Below are 15,336 nucleotides of genomic sequence, written 5' to 3' on the forward strand. Positions count from 1 at the left end.
CATGAGCGAGAAGGCGATTACGCGGGCGCTGCTGTCAGTGTCCGACAAGGCGGGTTTGGCTGAACTGGGCGCCGCTTTGGCCGCGCGCGGCGTCGAACTGGTCAGCACCGGCGGCACCGCCAAGGCTTTGCGCGATGCGGGGCTGACAGTGAAGGACGTTTCCGACCTCACGGGCTTTCCCGAGATGATGGACGGGCGGGTGAAGACCCTCCACCCCACAGTGCATGGCGGTCTGCTCGCCCTGCGCGACAACCCCGAACACGTCGCCGCGATGGAGGCTCACGGGATCGGCGCGATCGATCTGGTCGTGGTGAATCTCTACCCGTTCGAGGCGACCGTGGCGAAGGGTGCCAGCCGCGAAGAGATCATCGAGAATATCGACATCGGCGGGCCTTCGATGGTGAGATCAGCCGCGAAGAACCACGGTTTCGTGACAATCCTGACCGATCCGGCGGATTACCCGGCGCTGCTGGAGGAGCTGGACGCTCATGATGGCGCGACCAGCCTTGCCTTCCGCATCCGCATGGCGGGCAAGGCCTATGCGCGCACCGCGTCCTATGACGCCGCCATCGCCAATTGGTTCGCGTTTGGCGATGCCTTCAGTCACCCGCTCGGGGCCGAGGCGCTGCACGCCACCCCCTTCGTGGAGACCATGCCGCTGGCCTTCAAGCGCGCCGATGTGCTGCGCTATGGCGAAAACCCGCATCAGGCCGCCGCGATCTATGTCCCGCAGGTGGTTGGCGCGCGCGGAGTGCCGCAGGCGACGCAGTTGCAGGGCAAGGAGCTGAGCTACAACAACCTCAATGACGCCGATGCCGCGCTTGAACTGGCGGCGGAGTTTGCCGGGCAAGCCCCTGCGGTGGTGATCGTCAAACACGCCAACCCTTGCGGCGTCGCGCAATCGGGCTCGCTGCTGGACGCGTGGGAAGCGGCGCTGGCCTGCGATTCGGTCTCGGCCTTTGGCGGCATCGTGGCGGTGAATACCGAGCTTGATGCAGCAACGGCGGAGGCGATTTCCGCGATCTTCACCGAAGTCGTCATCGCGCCTTCCGTGAGCGCCGAGGCCCGCGAGATCTTCGCCAAGAAGAAGAACCTGCGCCTGCTCGAATGCGGGGCGCTGCCGAACCCGCGTCGGGGTGGGTTTGCGATGAAGACCATCGCGGGCGGGATGCTGATCCAGTCGCGCGATGCGGGGGCGGTGAGCCTCGATGACCTCAAGGTCGTCACCAAGCGCGCGCCGACGGATCAGGAGCTCAAGGACTGCCTGTTCGCCTGGACTGTGGCCCGCCACGTCAAGTCCAACGCGATCGTCTATGCCAAGGATGGCGCGACCGCCGGGATCGGCGCAGGCCAGATGAACCGCCGCGATTCGGCGCGCATCGCCGCGATCAAGGCGAGGGAAGCCGCCGAGACCCACGGCTGGGACGCCCCCCGCACCGTCGGCAGCGCTGTCGCCTCGGACGCGTTCTTCCCCTTCGCCGATGGGCTGATCTCCGCCGCCGAAGCGGGGGCGACCGCCGTGATCCAGCCGGGCGGATCGATCCGCGACGACGAGGTGATCGCCGCCGCCGACGCAGCGGGCCTCGCTATGGTGTTCACCGGGATGCGGCATTTCCGGCACTGATTTGTTTGCGAAGGGGCCTCCGCCCCTTCGTCCTCGGTGCTATTCCCTCCGCTTCGCTACGGGGCACCTGCGGCTCGCGCGCGTGCGCTCGCGGGCCTGTGGCCCGTTAATCCTCCTCGAGCTTGCTCGGGGAGGGGAACCACCGCAGGTGGTGGAGGGGCAGGTTCGGCTGTTCCGGAAGGCCGCCTTCGCATTCCCCCGCATTCGTCGCACAGCGCGCACGGCTCGGCACGAACTATCCGCCAGCTCAACTTTTTCTCAGCGGTTCCGTAACTAAGTTAAGGCCGCGACCTAATCGGGCCTGACCGCCATGTTCATCCCGCTGCAATTCGGCATCGGGCAGAGGCATTGGCGGCAACCACACGAATCACGAGTTCCCCATGCGTCTGTTCTCTCCTGACCTGTTCCGCAATTTCGGCATCGGCTTCGTCCTCGGAGCCCTGTTGATCGCGGGCGCCGAGGCGGACAGCTGGGTGGGTGAGCTGGCTCCGGCCGCGCAGGCTGCCGAACGCCATGAGACACCCGGCCCATCGGCGGAGTTCGTGATCGCGCCCGAAGGACGCTGATCCCATGCACAAGATTGCTGCCTTGCTCGCCGCCACGTCGCTGGCCCTGAGCGCCTGCGCCGAACCCGCGGTCGCTGAAGAAGCCGTCAACGCCCCCGCCGCGACCCGCGTCGCCAAGGAAGCGAAAGGCCTGAAAACCGCCGTTTTCGCCGGTGGCTGTTTCTGGGGTGTCGAAGGCGTGTTCAGCCATGTGAAGGGCGTGACCTCCGCGGTCTCGGGCTATCACGGCGGCAACGCAGCCAGCGCCAAATACGACCTCGTCTCCAGCGGCGTGACCGATCATGCCGAAGCCGTGCGGATCACCTATGACCCGGCGGTGGTGCGCTATGACCAATTGCTACGGATCTTCTTCTCGGTGGTCGCCGATCCGACGCTGAAGAACCGCCAGGGCCCGGACACCGGCGCGCATTACCGCAGCGCGATTGTCCCGATGAACGCAGAACAGGCCGCCGTTGCCAAGGCCTATATCGCCCAGCTCGGCAAGGCGGGCATCTGGAAGAACCCGATCGTGACCCGGATCGAAGCCTACAAGGCATTCTATCCCGCCGAGGCCTATCACCAGGACTACATGGCGATCAATCCGACCAGCCGCTACATCGTGCGCTGGGATGCGCCCAAGGTGGCAGCGCTCAAGACGATGTATCCGAACATGTATCGGGCCAGCTTTCTCAGGGATGCAAGCTGAAGATCCCTTTGACAAAACCGTCATCCCAGCGAAAGCTGGGACCTAGGGCCACACAGGGCAGCGCTTGCCGCCCTAGGCCCCAGCGTTCAGCCTTCGCCTGTGCTTCGCAACCGCTGGGGTGACGAAGAGGGGTGGGGGCCAAGTTACCTTCCTCTCTCCCCACTGGCGCTCCCCCGCCTGTCTCATTATATTGGCAGACATGGGACAGCACGCGCACAGCCATCAGGAACACACCGGACAGGATCTTGTCGCCGAAGCCGCGCGCGCGCTTGTGGCGGCGGGCGAGCAGTGGACCACCATGCGCGAAGCGGTCTTCGCGGAACTCGCGCGGCACGAACGTCCGGTCTCGGCCTATGACATTGCCGACAATCTCTCGGCGGCGCGCGGCAAGCGGGTGGCGCCCAACTCGGTCTACCGCATTCTCGATGTGTTCGTGGCGAACAACCTCGCCTTGCGGGTCGAAAGCGCCAACGCCTATCTCGCCAACACCCATCCCGGCTGCGCGCATGATTGCATCTTCCTCGTCTGCGATGAATGCGGCGAAGCTGCCCATGTCGATGATGAGGATGTGAGCCGCGCCGTCCGCGCGATCGCCGCCGCCCGCAGTTTCAAGGCGGAACGGCCGGTGCTGGAGATCCGCGGATTGTGCAAGGCCTGCACGTAACGTGCATCGGCGCGGCGTTTGATCTCCATCAAGCCTTCAATCGACAGGTCCGATTTCCCTGTGTAAGGCTTAATTCTATGACACAATCGCCTTACACACCTTTGCTCGATCAGGTTGACACCCCTGACGATCTGCGCCGCCTCAAGCCCGAACAGCTCCGCCAACTCGCTGACGAACTGCGCACCGAGATGATCGATGCGGTCAGCACGTCGGGTGGGCATCTGGGATCGGGTCTGGGCGTGGTCGAACTGACCGTGGCGATCCACTATGTGTTCAACACACCCACCGACAAGCTGGTGTGGGACGTGGGCCACCAATGCTACCCGCACAAGATCATCACCGGGCGGCGTGACCGGATCCGCACGCTGCGGCAGGGCGGCGGGCTGTCCGGCTTTACCAAGCGCAGTGAGAGCGAATACGACCCCTTCGGCGCGGCGCACTCGTCCACCTCGATTTCGGCGGCGCTGGGCTTTGCCATCGCCAACAAGCTGAAGGGTGAGCCGGGGCGCGGGATTGCCGTGATCGGCGATGGCTCGATGAGCGCAGGCATGGCCTACGAGGCGATGAACAACGCCGCGCAGGCGGGCAACCGGCTGATCGTGATCCTCAACGATAACGACATGTCGATCGCGCCGCCGGTGGGCGGGCTGTCCGCCTATCTGGCGCGGATGGTGTCTTCGAGCGAATATCTCGGCATCCGCAGCCTCGCCAGCCGCGTGATCCAGAAGATGAGCCGCCGGATGCACGACACCATCGGCAAGGCGGAAGAATTCACCCGCGGCATGGTGACCGGCGGGACTCTGTTTGAAGAACTGGGCTTTTACTACGTTGGGCCGATTGACGGGCACAATCTCGATCACCTGCTGCCGGTGCTGGAGAACGTGCGCGATACCTCGGAAGGCCCGGTGCTGATCCATGTCGTCACCGAAAAGGGCAAGGGCTATGCCCCGGCGGAAAACTCTGCCGACAAGTATCACGGCGTGCCCAAATTCAATGTCATCACCGGCGAAAAGGCCAAGAGCGCCCCCAGCGCGCCAGCCTATCAGGATGTGTTCGGGTTGACGCTGGCGAAGCTCGCCGAGACGGATGACCGCATCTGCGCGATCACCGCCGCCATGCCTTCGGGCACAGGCGTCGACAAATTTGCGAAGGCGCACCCCACCCGCACCTTCGACGTCGGTATTGCCGAACAGCACGCGGTGACCTTTGCGGCAGGCCTGGCCGCTGAAGGGATGCGCCCGTTTGCGGCGATTTACTCCACCTTCCTCCAGCGTGCTTACGATCAGGTGGTGCACGATGTGTGTATCCAGAATCTGCCAGTGCGCTTTGCCATCGACCGCGCCGGGTTGGTCGGCGCTGACGGGGCGACCCACGCAGGCAGCTTCGACATCACCTATCTCGCCACGCTACCGAACATGGTGGTGATGGCCGCGGCTGACGAAGCCGAGCTGGTCCACATGACCTACACCGCCGCCGAATATGACGCTGGCCCCATCGCCTTCCGCTACCCGCGCGGCAACGGCACCGGGGTTCCGCTGCCGGAGGTTCCGGTGAAGCTCGAAATCGGCAAGGGCCGCTTGGTGCGTGAAGGCACCAAGGTTGCGATCCTTTCGCTCGGCTCGCGCCTGACCGAAGCGCTCAAGGCCGCCGATACTCTGGAGGCCAAGGGGCTCTCCACCACGGTCGCCGACCTGCGCTTTGCCAAGCCGCTGGACGAAGACCTGATCGCCAAGCTGATGCGCAGCCACGAGGTTATCGTGACGGTCGAGGAAGGTTCGATCGGCGGCCTCGGCGCGCATGTGCTGACCTTCGCCAGCGATACCGGCCTGACCGACAATGGGCTGAAAGTGCGCACCTTGCGCCTGCCTGACACCTTCATCGATCACGACGATCCGATGAAGCAGTATGACGAGGCTGGCCTCAACGCCCCGCAGATCGTGGACACGGTGCTGAAGGCGTTGAAGCACAACAGCACCGGGATCACAGGCGAAGAGGCGCGTGCCTGAGCCTGATGGACAGGCCGCGCCCGAAGCCTTCGTGGCGCGTTATTCGCTTACCAAGCTGATCGCCTGGGCCGCCCTGTCCGGGGGGATGGCAGCATTGTGCCTTGCGTTTGCTACGGGCAGCTTTGGCATTCCGGGGCTGATCGGACTGGCCCTGGGCGGATCGGGCACGTTGTTTTTCGGCACGATCGGCGCGGTTCATATCGTCCGTCTCTTTGACCGGCGTCCGCAGGTCATTATCGACAAGCGCGGGGTTTATGTCCGCTCGCATGGCGAAAAACGGATCGGACTGCGTTCGATCAAGGGGCTGCATAGGGACGCGGGCCGACTCAGCGTCACGTTCTACAAGCCGTCCAAATATCCGATAGAACGCTGGCACCGAAGATTGATCTACCGGATCAACGGCAGCGCAGCGCGGGGATTTTTCGGCGACATGTGGATCTGGACGAACCAGATCGACAGATCGCAGACCGCCCTGATCGATGCGATTCTGGCACACCGGCCCCAGACCGATTTTGAGCGCGAACTCGCCGAGATTATCGCCGCAAACCGTTAGGCATCAGGCCTAGCGCGGCTGAGTGATCGCGATGGCCTCGGGATTGGCGGGGGCCTCGACCGGGGCGCCATTGTCTGGTTGGGGCGCTGTGGCGGGCGTATCCGCTGAAGGCGTCCCCTCCAGCTCCTCCAGCCGCATCTGGTCCAGTTCCGAAATCGGTTCGCCCTTCAGCAGCGCGATATCGCGGCGGCGCTTGGCGAGATAGGTTTCGCGCCGCATCAGATAGGGATCGTCCGAGTTGCGGATCGCGGCAATCTCCGCGTCGAACTCCAGCCGCTGGTCGAGCGAGTTCACCACGAAATACGGAACAGTATAGGTCGGCTTGTTGAATGGCTTGCCGAACGCGAAGGGCAGCAGCGCCTGATCCAGCGTCAGTCCGATAATGTCGCGCACGCTTGTCGGCCCGGTCACTGGCACAAACATATACGGCCCCGGCCCGATGCCATAATAGCCCATCGTGTTGCCAAAGCCGTTGCGGCGATAGGGAAGATCGGCCTTCTTGCCCGCCACGTCGAACAGGCCGCCCACGCCGATGGTGGAATTGATCGCCAGCCGCCCCAACGTCTCGAACGCCTTGCCGACCTTGCCTTGCAACAGGAAATTCAACGCATTGGTCGGCTCGGCCAGATTGCGCACGACATTGCCCAGCCCGTCGCGCAGTGGCTCGGGCAGGCCATCGCGATAGGCATTGGCCATCGGCTCGACCAGCGACTGATCGACCGCCTGGGTCAGGCGATAGCTCTCTTCATTGACGCGTTCGAGCGGATCGCTTTTGGGCGGGCCATACTCGCCCTCGACCACGATTTCGTTGGTTGGCTGACCATCCACCGGCTCACCTTCGGGCGACGGGGGAGCGGCGTCATCAGGCGGGCCGTCTGTCGGTGGCGGCGCGCTGTCCTGCACCGCAGCCATGTTCCATTCGAGCGGAACGACCTGCGGCGGCGGCGGGGGTGCCTGAGGCTGCGGCGCTGCCAGCGCGAGCGCTGTGCTCAGCAGCTGGGGCGAGGTCGCAAGCAGGGTGAGGCTGGGCAATCGAGTTCTCCGCTTCGACCCCTATCATTAGCAAGGGCCGCGGGGCGCCAGCCTTGCCCTTGCCATCCCCCGCCTATACGCAAGGTGAATTATCTCTCGCAAACGTGCAAGGTTGCTGATGTCACTGATCCAGATTGCCAAAGAAGGCCCTGTCACCATTCTCACGCTCGATCGGGCCGAGTCCATGAACCCGCTGGGCGCGCCGGGCGATGGGGATGAGTTTGTCCGGGTCGCCAATGCGATCAACCGCGACATGGAATGCCGGGTGGTGATCCTGACCGGCGCCGGGCGAGCCTTCAGCGCGGGCGGCGATGTGAAGGCGATGCGGGACAAGACCGGCACGTTTGGCGGCACCACCCCGGCGATCTCGGACGGCTATCGTGACAATATCCACCTGATGCTGCGCGCGCTCTATGGCCTGCGGGTGCCGGTGATCGCGGCGGTCAATGGCCCGGCGATCGGGCTGGGGTGCGATGTCGCCTGCCTCGCCGACATCCGCATTGCCAGCGAGAGCGCGAAGTTCGGCGTGACCTTCCTCAAGCTCGGGATCATCCCCGGCGATGGCGGGACATGGATCCTGCCCCGTGTGATCGGGATGAGCCGGGCAGCCGAGCTGTTCTATACCGGCGACGTGATCGACGCTGCCACCGCGAAGGACTGGGGCCTCGTCAGCCGCGTGGTCGCGCCCGAGGCATTGATGGACGAAGCGCGGGCGCTGGCAGGTCGGATCGCGCTGCTGCCGCCGCATTCGCTGCGGCACACCAAGAACCTGCTGCGGCAGGGCCAGCAGACCAGCTACGACACGGCGCTCGAACTCGCCGCCAACACCCAGGCGATGATGCACACTACCGCCGACCACGCCGAGGGGGTCGCCGCGCTGATCGAGAAGCGGGGCGCGGTGTTTACGGGCGAGTAGCGCAGAGGGTCAGGCCAGCCACTTGAACACCCCCGCCGGGATGCCCGCGCGCCACAGGTGGATATAGCTGCCCGCCAGCCACAGCACTGTCCCCGCAATCAGCGGCACAGCGCCGACGCTGAGCAGCGCTCCCCAGCGCGGCCAGTAGCTGGTCTTGCTCTCCCACTCGGCCCACGCCGCGCCCATCAGGACTTCCTTCTTGGCGTCCTGAAACTTCGCGCCGACCAGTGCGAGGATGCCCATGGCGAGAGCGGTCAGCAGCGTCCGGGTGCTCCAGAACAGGATGATATGCGAGGCTGCCCATAGGCCGATTGCCCACATCATCGGGTGGCGGGTGACCTTGAACACGCCTTTGGGCTCGGCGCGGGCCTGCGCCTCGGCCATCGGGGTCGGCAGCGCGGGATTGCCCATGAACGAGCCCGCCAGCAAAATCATCGCGGGCAAAGTGATGATCGTCGCCGCGATCCAGCCGATATCGCCGGACCCCGGAAGGTCCGCTGGCGGGGCTGCGATGAAGGCGAAATAGACCCAGGCCAGCGCGGCGAAGCTCACCACAGTATAGGCCGCTTGGAACCCGCCCGCCCCCAAGGCCTTGACCATCGGTGCCCGCAAGGGGTGCGACATGGCGAAATGTGTGCCGACGAATGCGACATTGGCCGCGATGAGTGTGATGATTGCCCCGTCCATGGCGGCGAACCTAACATGGGTGAGGAGGCACGCCTAGCGGGCTTGGATCACGCCCCGACCCCGGTCGGAACGATGCCAGTGGGAACAATGGTCGCCTGCGCCACTGCGACATGGACCGGCGCCTTGCCGTCGCTTTCGGCCCACACATCCGCGCGGACCACCACCTGCCGCTTGCCTGCCTTGATCACGGTGCCTCGCGCACGCAGCCGATCGCCCTTCGCAGGCCGCAGGAAGTCGATGGTGTAGCCGCCGGTGACGACATCGCCCACCACAGATGCCCCCGCCCAGGCGCAGGCATTGTCGGCCATCAGTCCGACAATTGCGCCGTGGGCATAGCCGTGGTGCTGGGTCATTTCCGGGCGCATCACCAGCAGCAATTCGCTCTCCCCCTCCCACACTTTCACCGGCTCGACATCGAGCCAGGCGGAGAAGCCCGAGCGCGCGACGGCGACCTTCTTCATATAGGCGATGGAGTCTTCGGGAGAGGCGAAGCGGGATGCGGACATGGGCAGGCTTCCTTTAAGTCTGTTATGCAGATGTTATGCCGCTTGCCTTGTCGGCGCGCAAGTCTGATAATCAGACGATGAAAACCTACACGCCCTCACGCGCGCCTTGCCCGATTGGCCGCGCCGCCCGCCTGCTCGGCGATCGCTGGGTGCTGCTGATCCTGCGCGATGCATTTCTGGGAGCGGAGCGTTTCGAGGAGTTCGTGGACCGTCTCGGCATCAACCGCGCCGCCCTGACCTCGCGATTAGCGATCCTGCAAGAGGCGGGGCTGATGCGCCGCGACCCGCCCGACGGCAAGCGTGCGCGCTACATCCTGACGGACAAGGCGCACGCACTGGTGCCGATGTTCGAACAGATGGCGGGATGGAGCAGCGCGCATCTCTTCGCGGAAGGCGAACCCGTGCCGCAATGGCCGCCGCGCGCTGGCTAGGTCTGACCTTCGATTCCGATCAGCTCAACCTTGAACACCAGCGTCGCATTTGGCGGGATCGGCCCTCGTCCGACCGGGCCGTAAGCGAGGTCTGCGGGAATAGCGATTTCGATGATCTCGCCCACGCCCATCTGCGGAATTGCAAGCTGCCAACCCCTGACCAGCCGGCCCAACGGGAAGGTTGCAGGCTCCCCCCGGGCATAGGAGCTGTCGAACACAGTCCCGTCGAGCAACCGCCCCTCGTAATGGACGGTGATCCGGTCAGCGACAGTCGGCTTGCGGTCTGACGCGAGATACTTGATCCAGCGCCAGCGCACCCCGCCATCGACAAAACGCCAGCCGTCTTCGGGCGTGAGACCCAGCAGATAGATCTGCTGCGCAGAATGCCATGCAGAGTCTTGCGCCCTGGGATCGGCGACGGCCTCGCCCGCCCCTTCCTGTGCGTGGACAGGTTGCAGGGCGAGCAAGAGCGCGGCCACCAGAGCGGCGGCCGTCTGTCTGGACATCAACGCCATTACCAGTCGTAGGCCTTGGGCCGGTCGCTTTCATCGAGGTCGATATAGCGGTCGCGCAGGCGGGTCTGGTGATTGGTGAGATCCTGCTCGACCCCGGCAATGAACACCTTGGTCGGCACCGAGCCGACTTCGAGCGGATCTCCGGTCCACATCACCACATCGCCCAGCGCGCCGGGCTTGAGCACGCCCGCCTTGCCGCCCATGCCGCTGATTTCGGCGGGAACCGAGCTGATCGCGGCAAAGGCCTTGCCCCAGTCCATCCCGCTCGCCCCAGGCATCCGGGTCAGCGCGACGAGGTTACCCGCCACCTGCTGCAAGCGGCGCGGGTTCTGGAGGCTTTCGGCGTTGATCGCGACTGTGACGCCCGCCTTGGCCATCCGTCCGGCATTGGACTGGGTCGCACCCAGTTGCTCGAAGGTCTCGGGCAGATCGTTCAAGCCGTTGGCAATCACCGGAACCCCGGCGGCAGCGATTTCATTCGCCACGAGCCACCCTTCGGTCACGCCGACCAGCACCAGATCGAGCTTGGGATATTCCGTCTTCAGCGCCAAAACGGCGCGGATATCGGCCATCCGGTCCACCGCAACGTAGAGCTTCTGCCTGCCCGTCACCACCGGCACCAGCGCCTCGGCATCGAAGCGGCTGAGGAACACTTCGTCGTCCTTGCCGATCTCGGTCGTCTCGGGAATGCCGGGCTTGCCCACCAGCGCCTGCGCCTCGCGCAGCGCCGAACGCAGCAGCGCATGGGCTGCGGCGCGGCTGCCACCCGCGCGGTCCGCTCCGCCCTCGCCCAGATTGATCATCTGGAACGCGCGCGCCTGCATCACCGGCTTGGCATCGCCATCAAGGTCGATGATCGCGCCTTGCCCCGCAAAGATCGAACCGGACGGCATCATCGATGTCGCCGCGCGGGTGATCCCGGCGGCCTTGTGGACGAGGATGTGCTGCGAGGTGGGGTTGATTGCCGTCGCCGCATCCAGTGCGGCGCTGAACGGCGTTTCGCGCGCGGTGATGTCGTTGCTCTCGTCCACCGCCGACACATCGGCGAGGCCGAGCGTCGTCACGGTCGCGAACAGCCCGGGGGTGACCCATGCGCCGCCCGCGTCGATGACAACGTCGGTCGTGAAGGTCTGGCCGGGGGTGGGCGCTCCCGCAAACACCACCTTGCCATCGTCCACGATCACGACGCCGCCTTCGATCGGGGCGCCGCCGTCACCGATTACCAGCTTGGCGTTGGTGACGACCATGTCCTGCGCGAATGCAGGCGAGGCGGTGAGGGTCAGAACGCTGGCCGCTGTGATGAGGAGCCGCTTCATTTCACATCTCCTTCACCGGGCTGGCCAAGCTCGAAATCGCTGACGGGCCGTGTCTTGGGGTTCATCGCATCGAACATCAGCGCGCCGTCAATCCAGACCTTCTCGGGCCGCGAATAGACGCTGAGCGGATCGCCGTTCCACAGCACCACATCGGCCATCTTGCCGGTCTCGAGACTGCCGGTCATGTCGGCAATCCCCATCGCCTTGGCCGCGTTGTAAGTGAGCCATTGGATCACGGTCGCATCGGGAATGTCGATCCCAACCCGCGCACCGGCGGCCTGCGCCTTGGCGGCCTCCTGGTTGAGGCGCTGGATATCGTTCTGATCGTCCGAGTGGATCACCACGCAGGCGCCTTCGCGCTGGAGGAACGCCGCGTTCTCCAGAATCCCGTCATAGCTTTCCATCTTGAAGCCGTACCAGTCGGCCCAGATCGCGCTGCACACGTCATTTTCGCGTAGCAGATCGCCGATCTTGTAGGCTTCGACCGCGTGGTGGAAGGCCGCGACCTTGTAGCCCATCTCCTTGGCCATATCGAGCACCAGCGCCATTTCGTCGGCGCGGTAGCAGTGGTTCTGGATCAGGATTTCGCCCTTGAGCACGCCCACCAGCGTCTCCTTGCCGAGATCGCGCTTGGCCTTCGGGTCGTTGGCGTAATCGATCGCGCCGAGCCAGGTTTCGCGGTTGACCGCGAGGTTGCCCATCCGGGTCGAAGGCATCCGCCCGCGGCTGCCATAGACGCGCTTGGGGTTCTCCCCGCAGGCCATTTTCATCGAATAGGGCGCGCCGGGGAACTTCATCCCCTGCATGGTGCGCGCGGGCACGTTCTTGAGCGTCACTGAACGCCCGCCCATCAGGTTGGCCGAGCCGGGGAGGATCTGGAGCGCCGTGATCCCGCCATTCGCCAGCGCGCGGCTGAAGCCGGGGTCTTGCGGCCAGACGGAATGTTCGGCCCAGACTTCGGGCGTGGTCGGCGCGGTGGCTTCGTTGCCATCGGAATGGGCTTCGACGCCGGGCGAGGGGTAGTCGCCGAGATGCGAGTGGATGTCGATGATGCCCGGGGTGACGAACTTGCCGGTGCCGTCGTACACGGCGATGTCGGCCGGGATCGGGGTGTCCGGGCCGCCGACCGCGGTGATCTTGCCGCCCGACATGAACACGACGCCGTTTTCGATTGTGCCGCCCTTGCCGTCATAGATCGTGGCGCCGCGGATCGCGGTGGCGACGTTGGGGTAGGGCTTGTAGGTCGAAGCAAAGACCGGATCGCCTGCGGGCGTGGCGGCGAAAGCGTCATCCTTGGCCTTATCCGAGGCGCTGGCGGTATCGCCGCTACCGCCGGTGGTCGCGCAGGCAGAAAGCGCCAGCGCGCTTGCCAAAGTGGCTAGCGCGCCCATGCGCGCTCGCAGTTTGAAGTGTGAAAGCATCGAAAACCCTTCCCGTTTCCCAGTCACATTGTGTGACGGGAAACGGGCGGGTTGTCTATGCAGCTCGACGATTAATGTGTCAGGCCAAGGTTACTTGGCGGGACGCGTGGCGGGATAGCCCTCGTCTGCGGCATCGAAGGTGGGAACAACCTTTTCGTCCGCAAGCGTATCGAGGTGCATCCACTTCTTCACAATCGGGCTGACCAGCAGCACCGCCACCGCCGCACCGATCGCGATCCAGCCGAACACTTCGTAGATGTCGAGCAGGCCCTGCTTGGTCATCACACCGTCATGTCCGCCGGTCGCTTCGCCGATCTTGCCAGCGACGAAGTTGCCGACCGCGGTCATGTAGAACCACGCGCCCATGATGAGGCTGGCGAGGTGCTTGGGCGCGAGGCGGTTCATCGCCGACAGGCCGACCGGCGAGAGGCAGAGTTCGGCCGTGGTGGCGAAGAAGTAATAGGCGAAGACCAGGATGACCGGGGTCATCGCGGCGATGCCATAGGCTTCGGCACCCCACACCAGCACAAGATTGGCAAAGCCCATCTGCGCCAGCGCCAGCCCGAACTTGGCAGGAGCGGAAGGCTCCTTGCCCTTGCGTCCCAGCCACTGCCACAGTCCGGCAAACAGCGGGGCGAGCAGGATGATGTAGATCGGGTTGATCGACTGGAAGATCCCCGCAGGCACCCCGCTGCGATCGACGAACTTGTCGGTGAATTGATTCATCGACCCGCCCGCCTGCTCAAACAGGCCCCAAAACAGCGGGTTGAGGCTGATCAGGAACAGGATCGCGAACATGCGTTCACGCGGTTCCTTTTCGAGCTTGAAGCTTTCGAACAGCACATAGCCGAGCAACGACACGCCGGAGATGATCAGCAACGTCTGGATCACGTCCTGATACTGCACCAGTCCCCAGATCACGGCGACCGCAGCGACACCGATACCATAGAGGCTGTATTCCGTTCCCTTGGTCAGCGGCCGGGGGGCCTCACCTGCGCCGCCCAGCGTTGATTTGCCGAGGACGAAGACAACGAGGCCCAGCAGCATCCCGATCCCGGCAAGACCGAAGCCAAAGCCCCAGCCAACCGTCTGGCCGAGATAGGCGACTAGGATCGTCCCGATCGCCGCGCCGACGTTGATGCCCATGTAGAAGATCGTATAGGCGCCATCGCGGCGGATATCGGTCATCGGGTAAAGCTGGCCAACCATCACCGAGATGTTGGCCTTCAGGAAGCCCGAGCCGACGATGATGAAGGCCAGCGCCGCCCAGAACACGTTGATCGTGGGATCGTCCTGCCCGCCGGTGCCTTCCACCGCCATCAGCGAGTGGCCTACCGCCAGCAGCAAGCCGCCGAACAGGACCGCCTTGCGCTGGCCGAGATAGCGGTCAGCCAGCCAGCCGCCCAGCACCGGCGTGATGTAGACGAGGCTGGCATAAGCACCGAGGATCAGGTTCGACTTGCCCTCGGTGAAGTCCCAATGCTGGGCCAGATAGAACACCAGGATTGCGCGCATGCCGTAGTAGGAGAAGCGCTCCCACATCTCGGCGAAGAACAGCATGTAGAGGCCCTTGGGGTGCCCAGCGAACTCGGGCTCCTTCTGCACCGCGATCTTGCTGCCAATCGCAAGAAACACGATCAGCACGACCACGGCGATGGCCGCAATCCAATCGGCCTCCGCCCACAGCGACATATCTTTCATGAATTCGATCCCCATCGAATGGTTAAGCGGTGCCTCACCACACCGCCGCAATGGGGAGGCACCCTAGCGCCTGTTGCGCCCGTGTGAAGCTTTTGTTGCGTGCTTGTTTTGCGATCGTGCTGACGCACGATGCAGACCACCGTTAAGTAGCCAAACACATTGACCGCATGGCTGTATTATGGCACTGATGCACCTCGCAAGGGACACCGCTGTTATGAACCCCAACCGCCCAAGCTCCAACCGGCCCGTCTATCTCAAGCTGCGCGATCAGATCGCCGCTGCGATCATAGACGGCGCTTATCCCGAAGGCGCGATGCTTCCCTCGGTGCGGGCGCTGGCGGCTGAGCAGGGGGCGAACCCGCTCACCGTGGCCAAAGCCTATCAGCAATTCCAGAACGACGGCCTCGTTGAAGTGCAGCGCGGCGTCGGCATGTATGTCGTGCGCGGCGCGGCGGAGCGGCTGCGCGCCACTGAACGCGAGACGTTCCTGCGCGAGGAATGGCCCGAAATCCGCAGTCGGATGCAACGCCTCGGTCTTGATCCAGCAAATCTCGCGGTCGTTTTGTAAGGTTTTGCCTTACTGACATTAATGCAGGTTGCGGACTTTCCCGAATTCTGACAGTTTGTTCACACTCTTCAGCAACGGGTTGCATATCTTGCAAAGCTGAGAGTAAAGGGGGCCGCCCCACGGGTCGGGGGCGCGTAAACGAAAC

At 64.4% G+C, this 15,336-nt stretch carries 16 protein-coding genes; 9 read left to right on the forward strand and 7 right to left on the reverse strand.

The window, feature by feature from the left end:
• The first annotated feature begins 1 nt into the window (after position 1).
• The 6 genes from purH to GVM20_RS08610 all read left to right on the forward strand — a co-directional run bounded on the left by purH (position 2) and on the right by GVM20_RS08610 (position 6,098).
• Complete coding sequence (purH, locus tag GVM20_RS08585; RefSeq protein ID WP_166546792.1) at positions 2–1,624, forward strand: bifunctional phosphoribosylaminoimidazolecarboxamide formyltransferase/IMP cyclohydrolase; 1,623 nt, start codon at positions 2–4, stop codon at positions 1,622–1,624.
• A 380-nt stretch (positions 1,625–2,004) separates the two neighbouring features.
• A complete protein-coding gene (locus tag GVM20_RS08590; RefSeq protein WP_166546793.1) occupies positions 2,005–2,190 on the forward strand; it encodes a hypothetical protein in 186 nt (61 codons plus the stop codon).
• A gap of 4 nt (positions 2,191–2,194) precedes the next feature.
• Positions 2,195–2,875, forward strand: coding sequence for a peptide-methionine (S)-S-oxide reductase MsrA (gene msrA / locus GVM20_RS08595; RefSeq protein ID WP_166546794.1), 681 nt, complete (start codon positions 2,195–2,197; stop codon positions 2,873–2,875).
• Positions 2,876–3,074: 199 nt separating this feature from the next.
• Positions 3,075–3,539, forward strand: coding sequence for a Fur family transcriptional regulator (locus tag GVM20_RS08600; protein ID WP_166546795.1), 465 nt, complete (start codon positions 3,075–3,077; stop codon positions 3,537–3,539).
• Positions 3,540–3,616: 77 nt separating this feature from the next.
• Positions 3,617–5,545: a 1-deoxy-D-xylulose-5-phosphate synthase gene (gene dxs, locus GVM20_RS08605; protein ID WP_166546796.1), complete on the forward strand. Its 1,929-nt coding sequence runs from the start codon at positions 3,617–3,619 to the stop codon at positions 5,543–5,545.
• A complete protein-coding gene (locus GVM20_RS08610) occupies positions 5,538–6,098 on the forward strand; it encodes a hypothetical protein (protein ID WP_166546797.1) in 561 nt (186 codons plus the stop codon). The genes dxs and GVM20_RS08610 overlap by 8 nt, the downstream gene beginning before the upstream one ends.
• A gap of 9 nt (positions 6,099–6,107) precedes the next feature.
• On the opposite strand, the gene GVM20_RS08615 is transcribed toward GVM20_RS08610, so the two are convergent.
• Positions 6,108–7,130, reverse strand: a complete 1,023-nt coding sequence (locus GVM20_RS08615; RefSeq protein WP_166546798.1) for an MlaA family lipoprotein — start codon at positions 7,128–7,130, stop codon at positions 6,108–6,110.
• Between the two features lie 118 nt (positions 7,131–7,248).
• On the opposite strand from GVM20_RS08615, the gene GVM20_RS08620 reads away from it, so the two are divergent.
• Complete coding sequence (locus GVM20_RS08620) at positions 7,249–8,046, forward strand: crotonase/enoyl-CoA hydratase family protein (RefSeq protein WP_160759871.1); 798 nt, start codon at positions 7,249–7,251, stop codon at positions 8,044–8,046.
• A gap of 9 nt (positions 8,047–8,055) precedes the next feature.
• On the opposite strand, the gene GVM20_RS08625 is transcribed toward GVM20_RS08620, so the two are convergent.
• Together GVM20_RS08625 and GVM20_RS08630 are read right to left on the reverse strand one after the other, a co-directional pair.
• Positions 8,056–8,733 carry an NnrU family protein gene (locus GVM20_RS08625; protein WP_166546799.1) on the reverse strand — a complete coding sequence of 226 codons (678 nt, stop codon included), beginning with the start codon at positions 8,731–8,733 and terminating at the stop codon, positions 8,056–8,058.
• Between the two features lie 47 nt (positions 8,734–8,780).
• Positions 8,781–9,239: a PaaI family thioesterase gene (locus tag GVM20_RS08630; RefSeq protein ID WP_166546800.1), complete on the reverse strand. Its 459-nt coding sequence runs from the start codon at positions 9,237–9,239 to the stop codon at positions 8,781–8,783.
• A gap of 77 nt (positions 9,240–9,316) precedes the next feature.
• Here GVM20_RS08630 and GVM20_RS08635 point away from each other — a divergent pair, with 77 nt between their 5' ends.
• On the forward strand, positions 9,317–9,670 hold the full coding sequence (locus GVM20_RS08635) for a winged helix-turn-helix transcriptional regulator (protein WP_166546801.1): 354 nt from the start codon (positions 9,317–9,319) through the stop codon (positions 9,668–9,670).
• Here the strand turns inward: GVM20_RS08635 and GVM20_RS08640 are convergent.
• From GVM20_RS08640 to GVM20_RS08655, 4 genes are all read right to left on the reverse strand, one after another.
• Positions 9,667–10,176, reverse strand: coding sequence for an FKBP-type peptidyl-prolyl cis-trans isomerase (locus GVM20_RS08640; RefSeq protein WP_166546802.1), 510 nt, complete (start codon positions 10,174–10,176; stop codon positions 9,667–9,669). The two genes, GVM20_RS08635 and GVM20_RS08640, sit on opposite strands and share 4 nt — an antisense overlap.
• Before the next feature lie 8 nt (positions 10,177–10,184).
• The gene (locus tag GVM20_RS08645) at positions 10,185–11,501 is read right to left on the reverse strand and encodes an amidohydrolase family protein (RefSeq protein WP_166546803.1); all 1,317 of its coding nucleotides are present in this window, start codon (positions 11,499–11,501) and stop codon (positions 10,185–10,187) included.
• Complete coding sequence (locus GVM20_RS08650; protein WP_166546804.1) at positions 11,498–12,892, reverse strand: amidohydrolase; 1,395 nt, start codon at positions 12,890–12,892, stop codon at positions 11,498–11,500. The genes GVM20_RS08645 and GVM20_RS08650 overlap by 4 nt, the downstream gene beginning before the upstream one ends.
• Positions 12,893–13,012: 120 nt before the next feature.
• The gene (locus GVM20_RS08655) at positions 13,013–14,623 is read right to left on the reverse strand and encodes a peptide MFS transporter (protein ID WP_166546896.1); all 1,611 of its coding nucleotides are present in this window, start codon (positions 14,621–14,623) and stop codon (positions 13,013–13,015) included.
• Positions 14,624–14,837: 214 nt separating this feature from the next.
• Here GVM20_RS08655 and GVM20_RS08660 point away from each other — a divergent pair, with 214 nt between their 5' ends.
• The gene (locus GVM20_RS08660) at positions 14,838–15,191 is read left to right on the forward strand and encodes a GntR family transcriptional regulator (RefSeq protein ID WP_166546805.1); all 354 of its coding nucleotides are present in this window, start codon (positions 14,838–14,840) and stop codon (positions 15,189–15,191) included.
• Positions 15,192–15,336 lie beyond the last annotated feature (145 nt).

The organism is Porphyrobacter sp. SLTP (genome assembly GCF_009905735.1).
Lineage (GTDB): Bacteria > Pseudomonadota > Alphaproteobacteria > Sphingomonadales > Sphingomonadaceae > Erythrobacter.

Coding starts and splice junctions, on each gene's coding strand:
- purH (WP_166546792.1), top strand. CDS start 2: ATGAGCGAGAAGGCGATTACGCGGGCGCTGCTGTCAGTGTCCGACAAG.
- GVM20_RS08590 (WP_166546793.1), top strand. CDS start 2,005: ATGCGTCTGTTCTCTCCTGACCTGTTCCGCAATTTCGGCATCGGCTTC.
- msrA (WP_166546794.1), top strand. CDS start 2,195: ATGCACAAGATTGCTGCCTTGCTCGCCGCCACGTCGCTGGCCCTGAGC.
- GVM20_RS08600 (WP_166546795.1), top strand. CDS start 3,075: ATGGGACAGCACGCGCACAGCCATCAGGAACACACCGGACAGGATCTT.
- dxs (WP_166546796.1), top strand. CDS start 3,617: ATGACACAATCGCCTTACACACCTTTGCTCGATCAGGTTGACACCCCT.
- GVM20_RS08620 (WP_160759871.1), top strand. CDS start 7,249: ATGTCACTGATCCAGATTGCCAAAGAAGGCCCTGTCACCATTCTCACG.
- GVM20_RS08625 (WP_166546799.1), bottom strand. CDS start 8,733: ATGGACGGGGCAATCATCACACTCATCGCGGCCAATGTCGCATTCGTC.
- GVM20_RS08630 (WP_166546800.1), bottom strand. CDS start 9,239: ATGTCCGCATCCCGCTTCGCCTCTCCCGAAGACTCCATCGCCTATATG.
- GVM20_RS08635 (WP_166546801.1), top strand. CDS start 9,317: ATGAAAACCTACACGCCCTCACGCGCGCCTTGCCCGATTGGCCGCGCC.
- GVM20_RS08640 (WP_166546802.1), bottom strand. CDS start 10,176: ATGTCCAGACAGACGGCCGCCGCTCTGGTGGCCGCGCTCTTGCTCGCC.
- GVM20_RS08645 (WP_166546803.1), bottom strand. CDS start 11,501: ATGAAGCGGCTCCTCATCACAGCGGCCAGCGTTCTGACCCTCACCGCC.
- GVM20_RS08650 (WP_166546804.1), bottom strand. CDS start 12,892: ATGGGCGCGCTAGCCACTTTGGCAAGCGCGCTGGCGCTTTCTGCCTGC.
- GVM20_RS08655 (WP_166546896.1), bottom strand. CDS start 14,623: ATGAAAGATATGTCGCTGTGGGCGGAGGCCGATTGGATTGCGGCCATC.
- GVM20_RS08660 (WP_166546805.1), top strand. CDS start 14,838: ATGAACCCCAACCGCCCAAGCTCCAACCGGCCCGTCTATCTCAAGCTG.